Below are 16,449 nucleotides of genomic sequence, written 5' to 3' on the forward strand. Positions count from 1 at the left end.
GGCTGACAGGCGTTGACAGATGCTCAGTGCCCGCTTATACACCGACCACTATTTTCGATAACCTTCCGGATAACGGAGAATTAAAGTGAAGCGCACTTTTCAGCCGAGCGTATTGGTTCGTAAACGCCGCCATGGCTTTCGCGCCCGTAAAGCTACCGTCGGCGGTCGCCGCGTCCTAGCTAACCGTCGCTCAAGAGGTCGTAAGCGTCTATCCGCTTAAGACTACGATGCTCGAAGTCGGAAAGCTCAAAAGGCGATCCGAATTTCTTCGGGTGGCAGCGACGCATAATAAATGGGTCACACCCGGCTTGATTCTTCAAGCCATGCGGCGTCAACCTGAAAGCTCTTCTAACTCAGAAGAGCTTTGTAGGTCTGGCGCTATTCGCATTGGTTTCACCGTTACTAAAAAAGTTGGTAACGCTGTGATCAGAAATAGGGTGAAACGCCGTTTACGTGCCGCTGCAACAGAAATACTTTCCGAATATGGGAAAGCTGAACACGATTATGTTCTGATCGGGCGGAAAACAACATTATTTCGTCCATATGATGATCTTAAAAACGATCTAAAGATAGCCTTACAAAGGGTCAAAACAGATCGGAAGAAAGCATCAGGTCCTAAAAGGCCACAGAGCTGATACCCGATTAACGAGAGGACACAGTATTGAAAATATTACGTGCACTCCTTTTAGGGTTCGTAAAGCTGTACCAATACGGAATCTCTCCCTATACTCCCGCAAGCTGCCGTTACCATCCCACATGCTCTGAATATGCAAGCGAGGCAATTGTCACGCACGGCGCATTACGGGGTGGTTGGTTAGCCCTGAAACGTCTTTCTCGATGCCACCCCTGGGGTGGTTACGGATACGACCCTGTACCAGAACCATCTGACGGCAATCATTGCTCTGATTGTCATGTCACGAACAACCGTTGAGCCGATCACTGATGCAAAACGAAGATCAACGTAATATTCTTCTTGCTGTCGTCTTGTCCGCTGTCATTCTTTTTGGCTGGACCTTTGCGCAAGAATACTTCTTTCCACCAAGCCCGGAACAGATCGCAGCCAGACAAGCTGCGCAACAGCAGCAACAATCACAAGCAAACCTTGCTTCTGATAGTTCTATTCCAGAAGTACCCGGCGGGACAGATAACCTTCTGAAACTCATCGAAGGTCGCCCCAGAGAAGAAGCTCTGGCCGATGCAAAACGGATAACAATCGACACCCCAACTGTTGAAGGTAGTATTTCCCTGACAGGTGGCAGAATTGATGATCTGGTTCTTAAAAACTACCAAACAAGTATTGAAGAAGGCAGCCCGAATGTCATTCTTCTCTCGCCTGCCCAGACAAAGAATCCTTATTATGCGGATTTTGGATGGATCTCTTCGGACAGAAAGCTTGCTGTTCCAGACAATAAAACGATCTGGAGTACAACAGACACCAACCTGACACCGGAAAATCCAGTCACACTGACATGGAACAATGGGTCTGGCCTGACATTCGAACGCGAATTATCCATTGATGATGGCTATATGATCAGCATCAAACAGCGCGTCGTAAATACATCGAACGACCGTGTTGATCTTGCCCCCTATAGTCTTGTTTCTCGGACCAACACACCAGAAACTCTTGGCTACTATATCCTTCACGAAGGTCCAATCGGTGTGCTGGGTGGCAGCCTTACCGAAGTTGACTATTCTGATCTGAAAGAAGACGGTAACGTTGCCCTTCCAAGCACTGGTGGATGGCTCGGCATTACCGACAAGTATTGGTTAACAGCCCTGATCCCGGATCAGAGCAAAGAAGTCAGCACACGTTTTATCTATAGCGGTAAAAACGGCCCCGATCGTTATCAGACTGATTATTTCTATAACGTGGAATCAGTTCCTGCGGGTGGGACGCTTGAATTCAGCAGTAATATGTTTGCTGGTGCGAAGGAAGTTCCTTTAATTGACCAATACACTGATAGCCTCGGCATTCAGGATCTTGATCTTGCGGTAGATTTTGGCTGGTTCTACTACATTACCAAGCCTTTCTTCTATGCCCTACACTGGATGACAGGCATTGTTGGTAACGTTGGTCTTTCCATCATGGCTGTGACCGTAATCATAAAACTTTTTCTCTTCCCATTGGCAAACAAGTCTTATGTTTCCATGGCCAAGATGCGTAAACTTCAGCCCAAGCTGGTAACGCTGCGCGAAAAGTTCGGCGATGATCGTCAGAAGCTCAATCAGGAAATGATGACCCTCTACAAGCAAGAGAAGGTCAACCCGATGGCCGGCTGTCTGCCGATCCTGATCCAGATTCCGATCTTCTTCTCGCTCTACAAAGTTCTCTTTGTGACTTTGGAAATGCGTCAGGCTCCATTCTATGGCTGGATTCACGATCTGTCTGTTCCAGATCCAACCTCCCTAATCAATGGATTTGGCCTGTTCCCATGGGGTATTCCCGAAGCAGACACACTGATCGCCTTCTTGAATATTGGTATCTGGCCTGTTCTGATGGGTATTTCCATGTTCTTGCAACAACAGCTGAACCCACAGCCAACAGATCCTGTACAGGCGAAGGTATTCCTGTTCATGCCATTGTTCTTTACTTTCCTTCTTGGGACTTTCCCGGCTGGGCTGGTGATTTACTGGACATGGAACAACCTGCTTTCCATTATACAACAGGCTGTAATCATGAAAAAAGCTGGTGTTCCTCTGGGGCGTACCCCTGCAGAAACCAAAAGTTAATTCTCGTTTTTACGAGACTAAAATTAAAAGGCCCTGACTTCGCATCAGGGCCTTTTGCGTTATTCCTTGCCGAAAACCGGAACAAAGACTATTCATCACCTCGCTCTCAAATATAATAAGGCGGTCCCGGATTAAAACCTGGGGGTCAGAGGAGAAGAAAATGACAGATGACATTCAAGATTCCAGTAAACGATTTGATCGTCCCGAAGACGATCCCTCTATGCTGGAAGCAGGTCGATTGCTTTTCACCAAACCCTGTGACTTTATTCTCGGCGCGACCAAAGACGAGCACATTGGCAGCTATGGCCTGCCAGAAATCGCCTTTGCTGGCCGCTCCAATGTCGGCAAATCAAGCCTGGTAAACGCACTGACCGGGCGCAAAACACTGGCTAGGACCTCGAACACACCCGGCCGAACCCGTCAATTGAACTTCTTTGATCTCGGTCAAAAGCTGATGCTGGTTGATTTACCGGGATACGGTTATGCACAAGCATCAAAATCGGATATCGCCTATTGGACAAACCTGACACGCAACTATCTGCGCGGGCGTGCAGAGTTGAAACGCATTTTGCTTTTGATTGATTCGCGCCACGGCGCAAAAGACAGTGACCGTCAGATTATGGACGAGCTGGACACCTGTGCCGTTTCCTATCAGGTCGTTATGACCAAAACCGATAAAATCAAACCTACTCCGCTTGCAGAGGTTGAAAAGAAGCTCGCCGCTGAATTGGCAAAACGCCCTGCGGCGCACCCACAGATTATGAAAACATCATCGGCAAAATCACTGGGTATATCAGAATTAAGAGCAAGCATTGCTGCCTTAACAGAACAAAGCGGATAAAGGTGTATGTTTTCACTGGTGAAATATTTCGCTATAAGCAGTTAGCACAATACCAATTACCCCTGACCAGTACCTTATTCCATAAAACAACCTAACGAATTTAAAGGTCGCCAAGATGACAAGCAAACATGCCAAGGACCCCAGAAAGTGGCTGAGAACAGCCCAAACAATTTCAGAGGCCTTGCCATTTATGCGACGCTATTCCGGTAAGAAAGTGGTCATCAAATATGGTGGGCACGCGATGGGGGATGCAGACCTCGCAGACAAATTTGCTCACGACATTGTTCTGTTAAAGCAAGTGGGTATAAGCCCCATTGTGGTCCATGGTGGTGGCCCACAAATAGGCGAAATGCTCAAAAGGCTTGCAGTAAACAGTGAATTTGTCGACGGCTTGCGGGTAACAGATGCAGAAACCGTCGAAATTGTTGAAATGGTTCTATCTGGAAAAATCAACAAAAGCATAACTGCGGCGATAAATAAAGCCGGCGGAACTGCAGTTGGGGTTTCTGGCAAAGATGGTAGCCTTATCAAAGCCAGAAAATTGCAACGTACAGTAAAAGATCAGGATTCAAATATTGAAAAGGTTCTTGATCTCGGGTTTGTTGGTGAACCCGATGAAATCAATCCTGACTTCCTTCTTGAACTGGACCGGTCTGGTATGATTCCAGTAATCGCCCCTATCGGGTATGGACCAGATGGTGAAACCTATAACATCAACGCCGATACAGCAGCTGGTGCCATTGCCGCAGCAGTGGGTGCATCCCGCCTGTTACTAATGACCGATGTTGCTGGTGTTTTAGACAAGCAAGGAACACTTATTTCAGAGCTCACAATGGCTAAGGCTGAAGAGCTAACCCAGGATGGAACTATCAGTGGCGGGATGATTCCAAAACTTGAGACCTGTCTAGAGAGTGTTCGCGGTGGTGTTGACGCCGCTGTTATACTGGACGGACGCGTTGCGCATTCCATGCTTCTCGAAATTTTTACAGATTGTGGAATCGGGACCATGATCAAAAAAGCTTAGGAATTAACAAGCCTTATAATCATGATCAATCGTAGCATTTTCCGGGGATAAAACGCGTTTCTGGCAAATTATTCTGAATCATCGATGTAAAGAGTAACTTGCCAGTCCAGCTCTTTATCAGAGATCGGTGCATCCCCGTTTTCATCAGCTTTAATCGATTGTTGTGGTGGAATACCCGCCAAACGCAACTGGACTATGTTGGCAAGCTCCATAGAAAAACCCGCTTTCCAAACCAGGGCAACCACTGTTTTTGCAGCCCTCGATAAAATCATCCTGCGTGCGACCAGGGGTGGAAGCTCTGCGACCTTGGCAAGCGCATGGATCGCAAATTCACGGTCCCCGCAATGTAACCGCGTGGTTATAAGGTCTTCGGTTAATTTACCTGATTTGTATAGCTTTTCGACTTCTGTTTCTATCGCCTTTACATCTTCAGAGGCAATATCCTCTTGAAGAACGTTATTTACCTCCATTCGCTTTCGGACTTCCAGACCGATGGCCGTAGAAACCTCTGGGTCCATGTCAGGTCTATCCAACAGATTTTCCAACAGGGTTTCAGCGACAAAACCAGCCAAACGCTTTAAAGAAAGCGGTGATAGTTTAGGCCGCTTAACAAGAGGTTCGTGCCAAGCCTGAACACTCGGCGCTTGTTCAACCAGCTGATCCAAAGTTTCTTCACGAATTTGCGCTGACTGATTATCAAGCATCGCGGCAATCGCATCGTGATCGTTGGTTTCAACGATAGCATCTGTAATTTTTTCGCCAAGATTGGAACGCCGCGAGATCGCTTTTAAACGTGAACCTCTTACCCCATCCCAAATTATTTTCAACAAGTCTTCGTCAGTTAGGATCGGGGACGATTGAAGGACCGGGGACGCCACGCTTTCCACCTCGTCAGAGGCAAGCCTGCGAACAATAGAAACAGGAATCGTATCCAGTTCTTTAACCGAATCAGCAATAATTTCCCTAATTTTATCTTGCTGGTCTTCGATTAAGATTTCGAGTGTTTTGATAACAAAATCATACGCTTTTCGTTGTGTTTTATGATCCAGTTCCGGCGCCAATTTGCCAATTTTTTCGGCCAATTCCATGCGCACTTGGCTATCGTTATCTTTAGCCAGTAGCAGGTCAGCCTGTTTTGGTGTCAAATCATTAGAAGCAATTGCCTGACGGACGCTAGCATCATCATCATCTGCCAAATAATAGAGAATTTCTGGCTGAATATCCTTACGATTGGCCAACGATAGCCTGACTTGGCTATCTTTACTTTCAGCCATCCCTTTTGCGTCTTCATATGCCAACGCTGTTTGCATTCTTTTACCACCCTTTAATGAATCAGCCGACTTACCCATCAATCAACCTCATCATTTTTTTCTTTCACAACATAAACACCATTTTTACCAGACCTTTTAACCCGATACATGGCTTCGTCCGCATGTTCCAACAAATCAGACAGATTTGTACTTTTCTGTGCGGAGAAAAGATACCCCCCAATTGAAGCACTCAAAGACCATTTTGGATCATCTTTTCTGGAAAAAGCAGGAATAAGAGCATCCAGAAGATCTTGTGCTTTACCTTGCGCTTCTCCTTCGGGAACCACCGGTAGAAACAATACGAACTCATCCCCGCCCAAACGGGAAATCCAATCATTTCGCCTTGTTTTGCTTTTCAAGATTTCCGCAAAGTCCTTAAGAACCTTATCTCCCTCTTGATGCCCATAAGCATCGTTTACATACTTGAAATTATCCAGATCTAGGTAGAGCAATAAATGTGTTCTTTCGTCCCCCAGATTATCTTCGATAAAACCATCTAACAGATGTTCAAAATGCCGCCTGTTCAAAAGCCCTGTTAAGGGATCCGTACTGGACAAGGCTTGAAGCTCTTTGTGGTGACCATATTGTTGCAGTGATATGCCGATTTGAACCTGTATCCGCTCAAGAAGTTCACCTTCACCACGCGACCAAGAGACACGTTCTCCCTTTCGCCAAAGACAAATAGATCCATTTACCTGACCACGGAATTTTGCACTAACAGCAACAAGAACACCATCAGAACTGGTCTCTTGATAAACGGTTTCGCCCATTTCCATTGCTGCCTGTACCCGTGCAATTGCGTCCAGCTGAAGGGCTTCACCTTCTTCTGCAACAGCTTGCCAGACATCCCCGTTAAAATGGCTAATCATCACGGCATCGACTGGCAATGCCGGTATCAAACAAGATGCGACCGAGCCCAGCATTCGCATTGGAACCATTTCACTGCGGGCGATTTCCAGAATTCTATTATAGACGCGTTCACGATGAATCTCATTGGCACGCAGCAATTCATCATGACGTAATTTTGTAATGTCCCGGCAAAATCCCCGGTTGCCATGCCAAATTCTGCGATCTCCCCAAAGAGGCATTGATGTCACCAGCAAGCAACGTTCATCTCCAAAACTATCTTTCACCCAGATCTCTTCTTCTTCACAGGGAACTTTTGATGAAAAGGGATTCGTGACAATAGATGATGGATCAGCAAACAGACTTAGCGCATCTGAACCGGATAACTCCGCTGCGGAAAACCCCACACCACCTTCGGGGGTTATGAAACTGATTTTTCCCTCCTTGTCAGTTTCCCACGCGAAATCGCAGGCTGCTTCGAGAAGATCACGATACCGCTGTCTGGATTCAATTAATGCAGCGCGTAAATTACGTTCCAGTGTGATATTACGGCCAAGTAAAAGGGCTGATGCACCATCAGACCAAGGCAACAAGGCAAGGTCAAAAGCACCAAGAACTCGACTGTCCTCATCTTTACCTTCACGAACAAGCAAGGGGTTTACCTGAGCCGCTCGCCCGCTCAACGCAGATTGCAGTGCGTCCCTATATTCTTCGGATCCGCCACGTTTGATAAAGGTACATAGCAGATCAGCCTGTTCATTTGCTCTGGAAACATTACCGTTTCTTTCAACAAAAAGAACTGCCCCTGGAAAGTCTGAAAAGGGACCGCCAGGAATACTAACATCCCACAGTTCCTCATCTGTTTTATTCGGCAAATCAACACTCTTGTTCATGTTTATCTTTCCTGGTGGGACCATGTTTGGCCCCTCACAGATATTATTCTTGCCCAAGTCTAAATCACCACAGTTAACACCAACTTAAACTTGTTATTTTGAATATTTAAATATCAAGAAAACGATTCTTGCTTGGCTAATCATAAAAATCTGACTAGGCATTCTTTTGGTAATGATGAAAGTGCAATGATCGGAAGGTATAGAAATGGCAAGCTTGGATGATAGAAATGTCTGGTTATTTGACCTGGACAATACCCTATACCCTGCCTCGTCAAATCTGTTTGGACAGATTGAACAGCGTATGGGCAGTTTCATTCAAGAGTTTCTTGATCTGGACCCAGTAGAAGCAAAAAAAGTACAAAAAGATTACTTCCACCGATACGGTACAACCTTGAAAGGCCTAATGGTCAATCATAATCTGGCACCGGATCGTTACCTGAATTACGTACATGATATTGATTTCAGTGTGATCACCCCGAACGAGTCCCTGAATAAGGCACTAACCAATTTACCGGGGCGAAAGCTTATCTTTACGAATGCATCGAATATCCATGCATCAAACGTAATGGATCAACTAGGGGTTGGTCATCATTTCGAGGAAATTTACGACATAGCAGACGCAGATTACATCCCAAAACCGGCACAATTCCCCTATGACGATATCATCAAGAAGCACGACATAGATCCGAGACGAGCTGTCTTTTTTGAAGATTCCGCCAAAAACCTGAAGCCTGCAGCTGAAATGGGTATGACAACCGTCTGGATTAAAACAGATACAGATTGGGCATCCGTCGGGGCAACCGACGATAAGGGAAAGATTGCCGATTTTATTCACCACCACACCGACGATCTCGTCAGTTGGTTGAATAATTTATAAGATTAGCATCATTCTTGGGTATAGTCCCCCTTCAAAGAGCGGAATCGTATAACATCGGCCTTAACGCCTGTAAGCGTTTGACAAGGGAATGACCTCTGCCGCATTGTCCCCACCAAAGCCGTGAGGGCTCAATCCGATAATAGTCGATGATGGGATAGATCAATATGAACGCTGATATCCAGAATACCATTGAAAGTGCCTGGGAAAACAGAGACCAGGTAAACGCCGCAACAACAGGTGAAGTTCGCGAAGCCGTCGACGAAGCACTGATGCTGATGGATTCAGGCCAACGCCGTGTTGCTGAAAAAGGCCCCGACGGCTGGGTTGTTAATCAATGGCTGAAAAAAGCTGTCCTGTTGTCCTTCCGTCTCAACGATATGTCCTTGATCGCTGGTGGTCCGGGCGAAGCAACAAACTGGTGGGATAAAGTACCTTCAAAATTCGACGGCTGGTCAGGTGAACAATTCGCATCTGCCGGTTTCCGGGCCGTCCCTGGCAGTATTGTACGCCGTTCAGCCTATATCGCACCCGGCGCCGTCCTAATGCCCAGCTTTGTTAATCTCGGCGCCTATGTTGATAGCGGTACAATGGTTGATACCTGGGCCACTGTTGGCTCTTGCGCACAAATTGGTAAGAATGTTCACCTGTCCGGCGGAACTGGAATCGGTGGGGTTCTGGAACCTCTACAGGCTGGCCCGGTCATTATCGAAGATAACTGCTTCATCGGTGCCCGTGCCGAAGTCGCCGAGGGCGTGATTGTCGAAGAAGGCTCCGTCCTTTCCATGGGTGTTTACATTGGCGCCTCCACCAAAATTATTGACCGCGGAACCGGTGAAATTTTCATGGGTCGCGTTCCTGCCTACTCTGTGGTTGTTTCCGGTACACTTCCCGGCAAGCCACTTGCTGATGGCACCCCGGGGCCAAACCTCTATTGTGCTGTCATTGTTAAGCGCGTTGACGAACGTACCCGTTCAAAAACATCAATCAACGATCTCTTGCGCGACTAAGACTAACCGGACCGGAGCGAAATCAAATGATAGTCGAAAACCCTGCCTCTGCCCTTGAAGTCAGCCAGGCACTTATCCGATGCCCCTCTGTTACGCCAGAGGAAGGCGGGGCTCTCGACCTCATGGAATCGCTTCTAAAGCCCCTTGGCTTTGAATGTCATCGTCTCCCCTTTAGCTGCGAAGAAACCTACGGCGTTGATAATCTCTATGCCCGATTAGGAGCCAGCGGTCCCGTATTTGGCTATGGTGGGCACACGGATGTCGTTCCCGTCGGTGATGCCAATGCCTGGTCTGTTGATCCCTTTGGCGGAACCGTCGTTGACGGCAAACTAATTGGTCGCGGAACAGTGGACATGAAAGGTTCAATCGGGGCCTATGTCGCAGCACTGACCCGTTTCCTGAGCTCACCTGAAGTCCAGAACCTCAACGGCTCTCTGAATCTCATCATCACAGGGGATGAAGAAGGTCTTGGCCTGAACGGAACCCGTAAGGTTCTGGATTGGATGACTGACAAGGGCGAGAAGATGGATGTCTGTCTTGTCGGTGAGCCAACCAGTAATGATGTTCTCGGCGATATGGTCAAAATTGGCCGCCGCGGGTCAATGAACTTCGCGCTAACGGTTCGCGGTGTTCAAGGGCATACGGCCTACCCGCAACTGGCAAACAACCCGTTGCATCCCGCAATAAACATGCTGCACAATTTACTGCAAGAACCTTTGGATAGCGGCACAGAACACTTTCCGCCTTCCAGTCTGCAGCTAACAAGTGTTGATGTGGGCAACCCGGCTACAAACGTTATACCAGCAGAGATTACCGCCAATTTCAACGTGCGCTTTAATGATCTCTACACCTCTGAACAGGTAGAAGCCTGGGTGCGGGAACGCCTTCACCGGGCAGATTTTGACTATGATCTCAAGATTCGCGTGTCCGGCGAATCATTCCTCTGCCCCCCAGGTCCGCTCAGCGATTTGATTGACAGTTCAATTCTGGAAGTAACCGGCGTAAAAACCGAGTTGGGCACATCCGGTGGTACATCAGATGCACGCTTTATAAAAGACTATGCGACAGTTGCTGAATTTGGCCTCTTGAACGATACTGCCCACAAAGTGGATGAACACTGCACCGTCAAGGAACTGGAAGATTTATCCAAAATCTATGAAGCCATGCTAAAGGGGTATTTCAAAGCGTGATCCCGACCCTCGCGGAAATCAAAATAAACCTCAATAACGCGCTGCAGTATATGCGCTTTAACAGCGCGCAAATACCCACGACACCAGTTACCGCAAAGCTCTTTTGGCAATCCTTTTTTGCAGCGGTTCTATGTTTACCCGGCACAATCTATGTAAGTGCTGCCCAGCCACTGGACACAGCACCAACCATAGATCTGTTCGCCCTGTTACTTATTGATTCACTTTTTTACATCATTAGTTGGGTTGCCTATCCCGTTATGATGCACCTGCTGTTGGTTCTTCATAAAAAAGAGAAACAGTTCGGGATTTTTATAATTCACTACAATTGGCTGCAAGTATGGCAATCTGTCATCTTTGTTCTATTACTTGTCATTCTACAGAGCCATATTCTACCAGATGCCTTAGGAAGTTTGGTCTCGTTAATATGCCTGTTATATATTCTGGCAACTCAGGCCTATATGACCAAAATCACGCTTGAAACAGGCTGGTTTTCAGCCACGGCCTTTGTGTTTTTTAATATAGTTCTGGCACAAGCTATACTCGCATTGAATCAGGACATGATGTATTTGTAGCTCTGTTCAAAGGTTACTGTGAGGAGTGTTATATTGAACAGTTATAAACAACATTAAAGATCATCCAAAAGCCACAATAATCCTTTGGTGAAGCCGACAGGATAGGTTGCTTTGTGTGTAGTTCCCTCAATAATCTCACTTTTCATTTCAAACTGCTTGTAATTTCTAGCGGCCAGTTGCTTAGTAAAACTCTTTAAATCCTCAACCATATCATAATGCATTCCGTTTTCTTTTGTCTCTAATCCGCCTATGGCAAAATAGACCTTCGCCGCTAAAGTATCATTTTTTTGGGCGTATTTTTTCTCGATATCAAAAATCATGTTGTCTTTGTACCAAAGAGAGGGGCTGGTCAGGATATAATGAGAAAACAGTTCAGGCTTTGTCAGTAAAACCCATGTACCGAATGATCCTCCCAAAGATTGCCCTGTGAAAATCCGAGTGGAGTTAGTTCTGTAGTTTTTTTCAATAAAAGAAATCACTTCTGTCTCTATAAATTCCAGAAATTTTACAGCACCGCCTGTTTGGTATTTAGTCCAACTCTTGTTCTTGATCGGCGTTAAATCTCTAACTCGGCTCGCCATCCCATTTTCATCTTGGGCGAAAGAAACCCCAACTAAAATTGCCTTATCCGAGGCCAGAAGCTGCGTTACACTGGAGCCAACCAAGAAAGGATATGGTCCATCGTTAGAGTAAATCACAGGGTATTGTTGCTGGTCTTTTTTATCGTATCCACGTGGTAATCTGATAAAAACTTCATAGATACGCCCCAATGTTTTTGACTTAATTTGATGCACTTCAGAGCGTGTGATTTCAAAATGCCCGATTTCCTGTGAAAAAGCGGCATGACTAAAAAACAAACTGAATAGTATTGCAGGAATAATGATAAAATGGCTTTTCATTATTGAACTTTCTAATAAGGCAAAACACTGTAGGAAATTTGCAGAAAATATCTATATCAAACGATTAGGCTTATTTTGCATAGGGAAATATTCCCCACCTGTGATGCATTACAATGATGGACGTATTTTTAGGAAAGACGATAAAAGGTTGAGAAAAAAGAAATACAAATAAAATGTGTTAAAATTAAGTCACTGCACCGTAGAATTTTTCCCCACAGTCAGGTCATGAACGACATCATCCTCGGATAAGGGATCAAAGCCAACCGATACAAAATAAAGCCCCCAAGCGGGAGCCATCTCGCCTGCCTGGCTACGGTCCTTCGCCTCTAGGACACGCTTGAGATCTTCTTTGGTCCATTTCCCCATTCCAACCTTTTTCAAAGATCCTGTGATATTACGCACCTGATGATAAAGGAATGAGCGGGCAGAGAGTTCAATGCGAATTTCTTCTCCCTGTTGCGTAACAGAGATTCGGTTAATGGATTTGACCGGAGATTTTGCCTGACAGTCCTTGGCCCGAAAAGACGAAAAATCATGGATGCCAACCAGAACTTGAGCCGCTTCATGCATCGCCTGCACATCCAGTTTCTGGGGCACAAACCATGCTTTGTTATGATCAAGCACAAGGTGCGCACGACGGTTTATGATGCGATAAAGGTAACTGCGTTCCGTCGCGGAAAATCGTGCGTGAAAAGAATCATCAACAACTTCAGCATCCAGCACGGCAACCTTCGCCGGGCGAATATGAAAATTGATCGCTTCTCTGACCTTGTGAGCAGGAAAATCCTTTTCGAGATCCACAGATGCAACCTGCCCAAGAGCATGGACACCACTATCTGTTCGCCCCGAGGCAAAAACCTGTGTCCGTTCACCAGAGAACTTGAAAATGGCTTCTTCCAAAACTTCCTGAACAGAAATCTGTTCCTTTTGGCGTTGCCAGCCAAAAAAATCTGTTCCGTCATATTCAATGGTGAGCTTATAACGGGGCATTACAGGCCTTTAGTTCCAGACGTCTGTGCCAAATTTGTTCCCTTCTTCAGGGGAAAGCCATTCAAGAATGCCTTGCGATCCATCACACCCTTGCCCGGGCGTTGCAGTCTTTCAATCCGAAGCGCGTTTTCTCCACAGGCAACCAGCAACTCGTCGTCAAGCAAGGTACCCGGCACAGCGGTAAGAATTTTCTCAACAAAAGAGACTTCCTGAACCTTAAAACGATGCCCTTGATAGGTGAAATGTACACCCGGCCATGGGGTCAAAGCACGCACTTTGCGCTCAAGATTTTGCGCTGGTAGCGCCCAATCCAGTTCACTTTCATCACGGGACAGCTTTTTAGCGTAAGTCACGCCTTCTTCTGGCTGAGGTGTTGGCACCAAAGCACCGCTTGCGAGTCCATCAAGCGCTTCAACAATCAGCTTTCCACCAAGTGCAGACAGCGCATCATGCAGAGACGAAGCGGTTGTTGTTCGGGTAATCTCAATCCGGCCTTCAAGAATAACATCACCAGCATCAAGTTCTTCAACCATTTGCATAATGCAAACACCGCTTTCCGAATCACCGGCCTCAATCGCCCGCTGAATAGGTGCCGCCCCGCGCCAACGTGGCAACAGCGAGGCATGTACATTCACGCATCCCATTTTCGGTGCATAAAGAGCTTCTGTCGGCAGGATCAGGCCGTAGGCAACCACCACAGCGACATCGGCATTATGATCTCTGAAAGCTTCCTGAACATCAGTATTTCTGAATGTCTTGGGTGTAAACACAGGCCAGCCTTGATCAACCGCATAGGCATGCACGGGGGATAGCTTCTCTTTCTGGCCTCGTCCTGCAGGACGAGGTGGTTGGCTATAGACAGCAACAATCTCGTGCCCACTTTCCGCCAGAGATCGTAAACAAGGAACGGAAAAATCCGGGGTTCCCATAAAGACGATGCGTAACGGTTTCATCCTATGTTCCTTATTTTTTTACCGCGCTGTGATAACAAGTCAGCTCTTGATGTCGTTTAAATGAAACTGCTGGTTACCCAGCGGCTTTGGCCGCGACAACTTTTTTCAGCTTTTTCATGATCATACCACGCTTTAACTTTGAGATATGATCAACAAAGAGAACCCCGTCAAGATGATCAATCTCGTGCTGGATACAGGTTGCCAAAAGGCCATCCGCCTCCAACTCGATTTGCTTTCCTGTCTCATCAAGGTATCTCAGCTTGATAGCAGCCGGGCGTTCTACGTCAGCATACTGTTCCGGCAAGGAGAGACATCCTTCCTGATACACGGAATACTCGTCTGATTCCCATGTAATTTCCGGATTTACCATGCAATAGGGCTGATTTTCTTCCTTATCATCACTGACATCGACAACAATAACCCGCTTGGTCACACCGACCTGACATGCTGCAAGACCGATCCCCGGCGCTTTATACATGGTTTCCAGCATGTTTTTCAGGAGCTCACGAATTTCATCGTTCACTTCTTTAACAGGCTCGCAAACAGTCTTTAAAACCGGATCCGGGGCAATGACGATATCAAGAATAGCCATGATTACTCGCTATTTTCAAATATTGAAGTTGATATGCTGATGCCTGTGAATAGATAAGCTTCAGCTCTTTTCTCTTAGGTATTGCCTCATTGCCGTCAGGTCAAGCAAAGCCTGAGGCAAAAGCCTCTGCTGACGAACCCCGCAAGCCCGTGCTAGACTTAATCTCGAATCGCAAAATGCTCTTTATACTCAACTGGACAACCTATGGATCTCACTGTTCTCCTGACCGGCGGCACCGCCGGTTTCGGTATCGCGCTTATCATCGGACTGATTTTAAACCTTAAAACAAGAAGTCAGGCATCTGAATTAAAGGCTTTAAACCAAAGCCTTACAGACAGGAAACTAGAGCTCTCTCAAGAGTTGGAAAAACAACAGGTCGAGTACTTAAAGCTGCGTACAGAGCGAGAAGAGTTACACGAGGCCTATAGCGATGCAACAACCCGCGCAGCCACTGAAGAACAAAAAGCATCCCGCATTCCAGAGTTAAACGATCAAATAAAGTCTCTTGAACAGGACAATCTGAACTTACGAAACCTCATGGCACGTCTGGAAGCCGAAAAGGCTGAAATGCGTACAACACTGAGTAAAGAGCGAGAAGCACAAACCGAGAAGCTACAGATTCTGGATGAAGCGCGCATAAAACTTACTGAACAGTTTGAGAATCTCGCAAATCGAATTCTGGACGAGAAATCGCAGAAATTTACAGAGCAAAACAAAAAAGGTCTGGAAACACTTTTAAATCCCTTGAAAGAAAACATTCAAGGCTTCCAAAAACGTGTTGAAGAAACCTATGACAAGGAATCAAAAGAACGCTTTTCTCTCCATAAAGAAGTACAGAGGCTTGCCGATTTGAACAAGCAGGTCAGCGAAGATACAAATAACCTGACCAAGGCACTGAAAGGACAAAGCCAGACTCAGGGAGCCTGGGGCGAAATGATCCTGGAAATGGTTCTTGAAAAATCAGGCTTGAGTAAAGGACGGGAATACGACGTTCAACAATCAATGAATACAGAAGAAGGGAAACGCTATCGCCCTGATGTCATCGTTCACCTGCCCAATGGCAAGGACATTGTGATTGATTCAAAAGTTTCCCTGACCGCATACGAACGGTTTCATTCCGCTGAAGATGAAGATCAAAAAAACATTGCCCTTTCCGAACATGTCACGTCGATCCAAAATCACGTCAAAGACCTGTCGCAAAAGTCTTATCATGATCTGGAAACTATTCGTTCCCTTGATTACGTCCTGCTCTTTATGCCAATCGAAGGCGCCTTCAGTGCTGCTGTTCAGCGCCAACCCGATCTTGTTGGGCAAGCACTGGAAAAGAATGTTGTCATTGTAACGCCCTCAACGCTTTTGCTTGCATTGAGAACCGTTGAAAATATCTGGCGTTATGAAGACCAAAACCAAAATGCCCAGAAAATCGCGGAAAGAGCCGGGAAACTCTATGACAAGTTTGTTGGCTTTGCAGAAGACTTGAACAAGGTAGGTGACTTCCTGACCAAAGCGCAGCATAGCCATGATGAAGCTTTCAAAAAGCTTTCTAATGGTCGGGGCAACATCGTCAAGCAAGTTGACCAACTCCAAAAAATGGGCGCGAAAACCAGTAAAACTCTGCCAGGTAGCCTGACAGAGTTTCTGGAAAGTGATGATGCAGGAGACACTCAGCAAGAAGAACAAACACTTCTTTCTGATGATTTCTCTGATCGATAAGTTAAGTATCTA

Annotated in this window: 17 protein-coding genes; 11 read left to right on the forward strand and 6 right to left on the reverse strand. The window is 46.3% G+C overall.

All coding sequences use genetic code 11. The annotated features are described in order from the left end of the window. Positions 1-85: 85 nt before the first annotated feature. The 6 genes from rpmH to argB all read left to right on the forward strand — a co-directional run bounded on the left by rpmH (position 86) and on the right by argB (position 4,595). On the forward strand, positions 86-220 hold the full coding sequence (gene rpmH, locus WH95_RS20890) for a 50S ribosomal protein L34 (RefSeq protein WP_082113995.1): 135 nt from the start codon (positions 86-88) through the stop codon (positions 218-220). A 7-nt stretch (positions 221-227) separates the two neighbouring features. Next, complete coding sequence (rnpA, locus tag WH95_RS05420; protein ID WP_046504022.1) at positions 228-635, forward strand: ribonuclease P protein component; 408 nt, start codon at positions 228-230, stop codon at positions 633-635. 26 nt (positions 636-661) lie between these two features. Further along, the gene (yidD, locus tag WH95_RS20895; protein ID WP_245622941.1) at positions 662-931 is read left to right on the forward strand and encodes a membrane protein insertion efficiency factor YidD; all 270 of its coding nucleotides are present in this window, start codon (positions 662-664) and stop codon (positions 929-931) included. Further along, a complete protein-coding gene (gene yidC / locus WH95_RS05425; protein WP_342667117.1) occupies positions 928-2,730 on the forward strand; it encodes a membrane protein insertase YidC in 1,803 nt (600 codons plus the stop codon). The genes yidD and yidC overlap by 4 nt, the downstream gene beginning before the upstream one ends. Positions 2,731-2,890: 160 nt before the next feature. Continuing rightward, positions 2,891-3,571: a ribosome biogenesis GTP-binding protein YihA/YsxC gene (gene yihA / locus WH95_RS05430; protein WP_046504028.1), complete on the forward strand. Its 681-nt coding sequence runs from the start codon at positions 2,891-2,893 to the stop codon at positions 3,569-3,571. Between the two features lie 115 nt (positions 3,572-3,686). Next, positions 3,687-4,595 (forward strand): acetylglutamate kinase, encoded by a 909-nt coding sequence (gene argB / locus WH95_RS05435; RefSeq protein WP_046504031.1) that lies wholly within the window; start codon positions 3,687-3,689, stop codon positions 4,593-4,595. Positions 4,596-4,663: 68 nt separating this feature from the next. On the opposite strand, the gene WH95_RS05440 is transcribed toward argB, so the two are convergent. Both WH95_RS05440 and WH95_RS05445 read right to left on the reverse strand, forming a co-directional pair. Beyond that, positions 4,664-5,944 (reverse strand): DUF2336 domain-containing protein, encoded by a 1,281-nt coding sequence (locus WH95_RS05440; protein WP_046504034.1) that lies wholly within the window; start codon positions 5,942-5,944, stop codon positions 4,664-4,666. Continuing rightward, a complete protein-coding gene (locus WH95_RS05445) occupies positions 5,944-7,644 on the reverse strand; it encodes a sensor domain-containing diguanylate cyclase (protein WP_162199381.1) in 1,701 nt (566 codons plus the stop codon). The genes WH95_RS05440 and WH95_RS05445 overlap by 1 nt, the downstream gene beginning before the upstream one ends. A gap of 205 nt (positions 7,645-7,849) precedes the next feature. Between WH95_RS05445 and WH95_RS05450 the strand changes: the two genes are divergently transcribed. The 4 genes from WH95_RS05450 (at position 7,850) to WH95_RS05465 (ending at position 11,290) form a co-directional block, all read left to right on the forward strand. Continuing rightward, entirely contained in the window at positions 7,850-8,521 is a 672-nt protein-coding gene (locus WH95_RS05450) for a pyrimidine 5'-nucleotidase (protein WP_046504039.1), read from the forward strand. 164 nt (positions 8,522-8,685) lie between these two features. Next, positions 8,686-9,528: a 2,3,4,5-tetrahydropyridine-2,6-dicarboxylate N-succinyltransferase gene (dapD, locus tag WH95_RS05455; RefSeq protein WP_046504042.1), complete on the forward strand. Its 843-nt coding sequence runs from the start codon at positions 8,686-8,688 to the stop codon at positions 9,526-9,528. A 26-nt stretch (positions 9,529-9,554) separates the two neighbouring features. Beyond that, a complete protein-coding gene (gene dapE, locus WH95_RS05460) occupies positions 9,555-10,718 on the forward strand; it encodes a succinyl-diaminopimelate desuccinylase (RefSeq protein ID WP_046504044.1) in 1,164 nt (387 codons plus the stop codon). After that, positions 10,715-11,290: a hypothetical protein gene (locus WH95_RS05465; protein WP_046504048.1), complete on the forward strand. Its 576-nt coding sequence runs from the start codon at positions 10,715-10,717 to the stop codon at positions 11,288-11,290. The genes dapE and WH95_RS05465 overlap by 4 nt, the downstream gene beginning before the upstream one ends. A 53-nt stretch (positions 11,291-11,343) precedes the next feature. Here WH95_RS05465 and WH95_RS05470 read toward each other — a convergent pair whose 3' ends face one another. The 4 genes from WH95_RS05470 to def all read right to left on the reverse strand — a co-directional run bounded on the left by WH95_RS05470 (position 11,344) and on the right by def (position 14,724). Beyond that, positions 11,344-12,189, reverse strand: coding sequence for an alpha/beta hydrolase (locus WH95_RS05470; protein WP_046504051.1), 846 nt, complete (start codon positions 12,187-12,189; stop codon positions 11,344-11,346). A 189-nt stretch (positions 12,190-12,378) separates the two neighbouring features. Then, a complete protein-coding gene (gene truA / locus WH95_RS05480) occupies positions 12,379-13,179 on the reverse strand; it encodes a tRNA pseudouridine(38-40) synthase TruA (protein ID WP_046504057.1) in 801 nt (266 codons plus the stop codon). Further along, positions 13,179-14,132: a methionyl-tRNA formyltransferase gene (fmt, locus tag WH95_RS05485; protein ID WP_046504059.1), complete on the reverse strand. Its 954-nt coding sequence runs from the start codon at positions 14,130-14,132 to the stop codon at positions 13,179-13,181. The genes truA and fmt overlap by 1 nt, the downstream gene beginning before the upstream one ends. A 73-nt stretch (positions 14,133-14,205) precedes the next feature. Next, a complete protein-coding gene (gene def, locus WH95_RS05490) occupies positions 14,206-14,724 on the reverse strand; it encodes a peptide deformylase (protein WP_046504062.1) in 519 nt (172 codons plus the stop codon). Positions 14,725-14,928: 204 nt separating this feature from the next. Between def and rmuC the strand changes: the two genes are divergently transcribed. Continuing rightward, the gene (gene rmuC, locus WH95_RS05495; RefSeq protein ID WP_046504065.1) at positions 14,929-16,437 is read left to right on the forward strand and encodes a DNA recombination protein RmuC; all 1,509 of its coding nucleotides are present in this window, start codon (positions 14,929-14,931) and stop codon (positions 16,435-16,437) included. Positions 16,438-16,449 lie beyond the last annotated feature (12 nt).

Origin of the sequence: Kiloniella litopenaei, assembly GCF_000982415.1 — a bacterium.
Classification (GTDB): Bacteria; Pseudomonadota; Alphaproteobacteria; order Kiloniellales; family Kiloniellaceae; genus Kiloniella; species Kiloniella litopenaei.

Excerpts from the sequence above, each read along its gene's own strand:
- WH95_RS05470 (WP_046504051.1), bottom strand. The coding sequence starts at position 12,189 with ATGAAAAGCCATTTTATCATTATTCCTGCAATACTATTCAGTTTGTTT.
- def (WP_046504062.1), bottom strand. The coding sequence starts at position 14,724 with ATGGCTATTCTTGATATCGTCATTGCCCCGGATCCGGTTTTAAAGACT.
- WH95_RS05440 (WP_046504034.1), bottom strand. The coding sequence starts at position 5,944 with ATGGGTAAGTCGGCTGATTCATTAAAGGGTGGTAAAAGAATGCAAACA.
- WH95_RS05450 (WP_046504039.1), top strand. The coding sequence starts at position 7,850 with ATGGCAAGCTTGGATGATAGAAATGTCTGGTTATTTGACCTGGACAAT.
- rnpA (WP_046504022.1), top strand. The coding sequence starts at position 228 with ATGCTCGAAGTCGGAAAGCTCAAAAGGCGATCCGAATTTCTTCGGGTG.
- argB (WP_046504031.1), top strand. The coding sequence starts at position 3,687 with ATGACAAGCAAACATGCCAAGGACCCCAGAAAGTGGCTGAGAACAGCC.
- dapE (WP_046504044.1), top strand. The coding sequence starts at position 9,555 with ATGATAGTCGAAAACCCTGCCTCTGCCCTTGAAGTCAGCCAGGCACTT.
- truA (WP_046504057.1), bottom strand. The coding sequence starts at position 13,179 with ATGCCCCGTTATAAGCTCACCATTGAATATGACGGAACAGATTTTTTT.
- yihA (WP_046504028.1), top strand. The coding sequence starts at position 2,891 with ATGACAGATGACATTCAAGATTCCAGTAAACGATTTGATCGTCCCGAA.
- rmuC (WP_046504065.1), top strand. The coding sequence starts at position 14,929 with ATGGATCTCACTGTTCTCCTGACCGGCGGCACCGCCGGTTTCGGTATC.
- fmt (WP_046504059.1), bottom strand. The coding sequence starts at position 14,132 with ATGAAACCGTTACGCATCGTCTTTATGGGAACCCCGGATTTTTCCGTT.
- dapD (WP_046504042.1), top strand. The coding sequence starts at position 8,686 with ATGAACGCTGATATCCAGAATACCATTGAAAGTGCCTGGGAAAACAGA.
- WH95_RS05445 (WP_162199381.1), bottom strand. The coding sequence starts at position 7,644 with ATGAACAAGAGTGTTGATTTGCCGAATAAAACAGATGAGGAACTGTGG.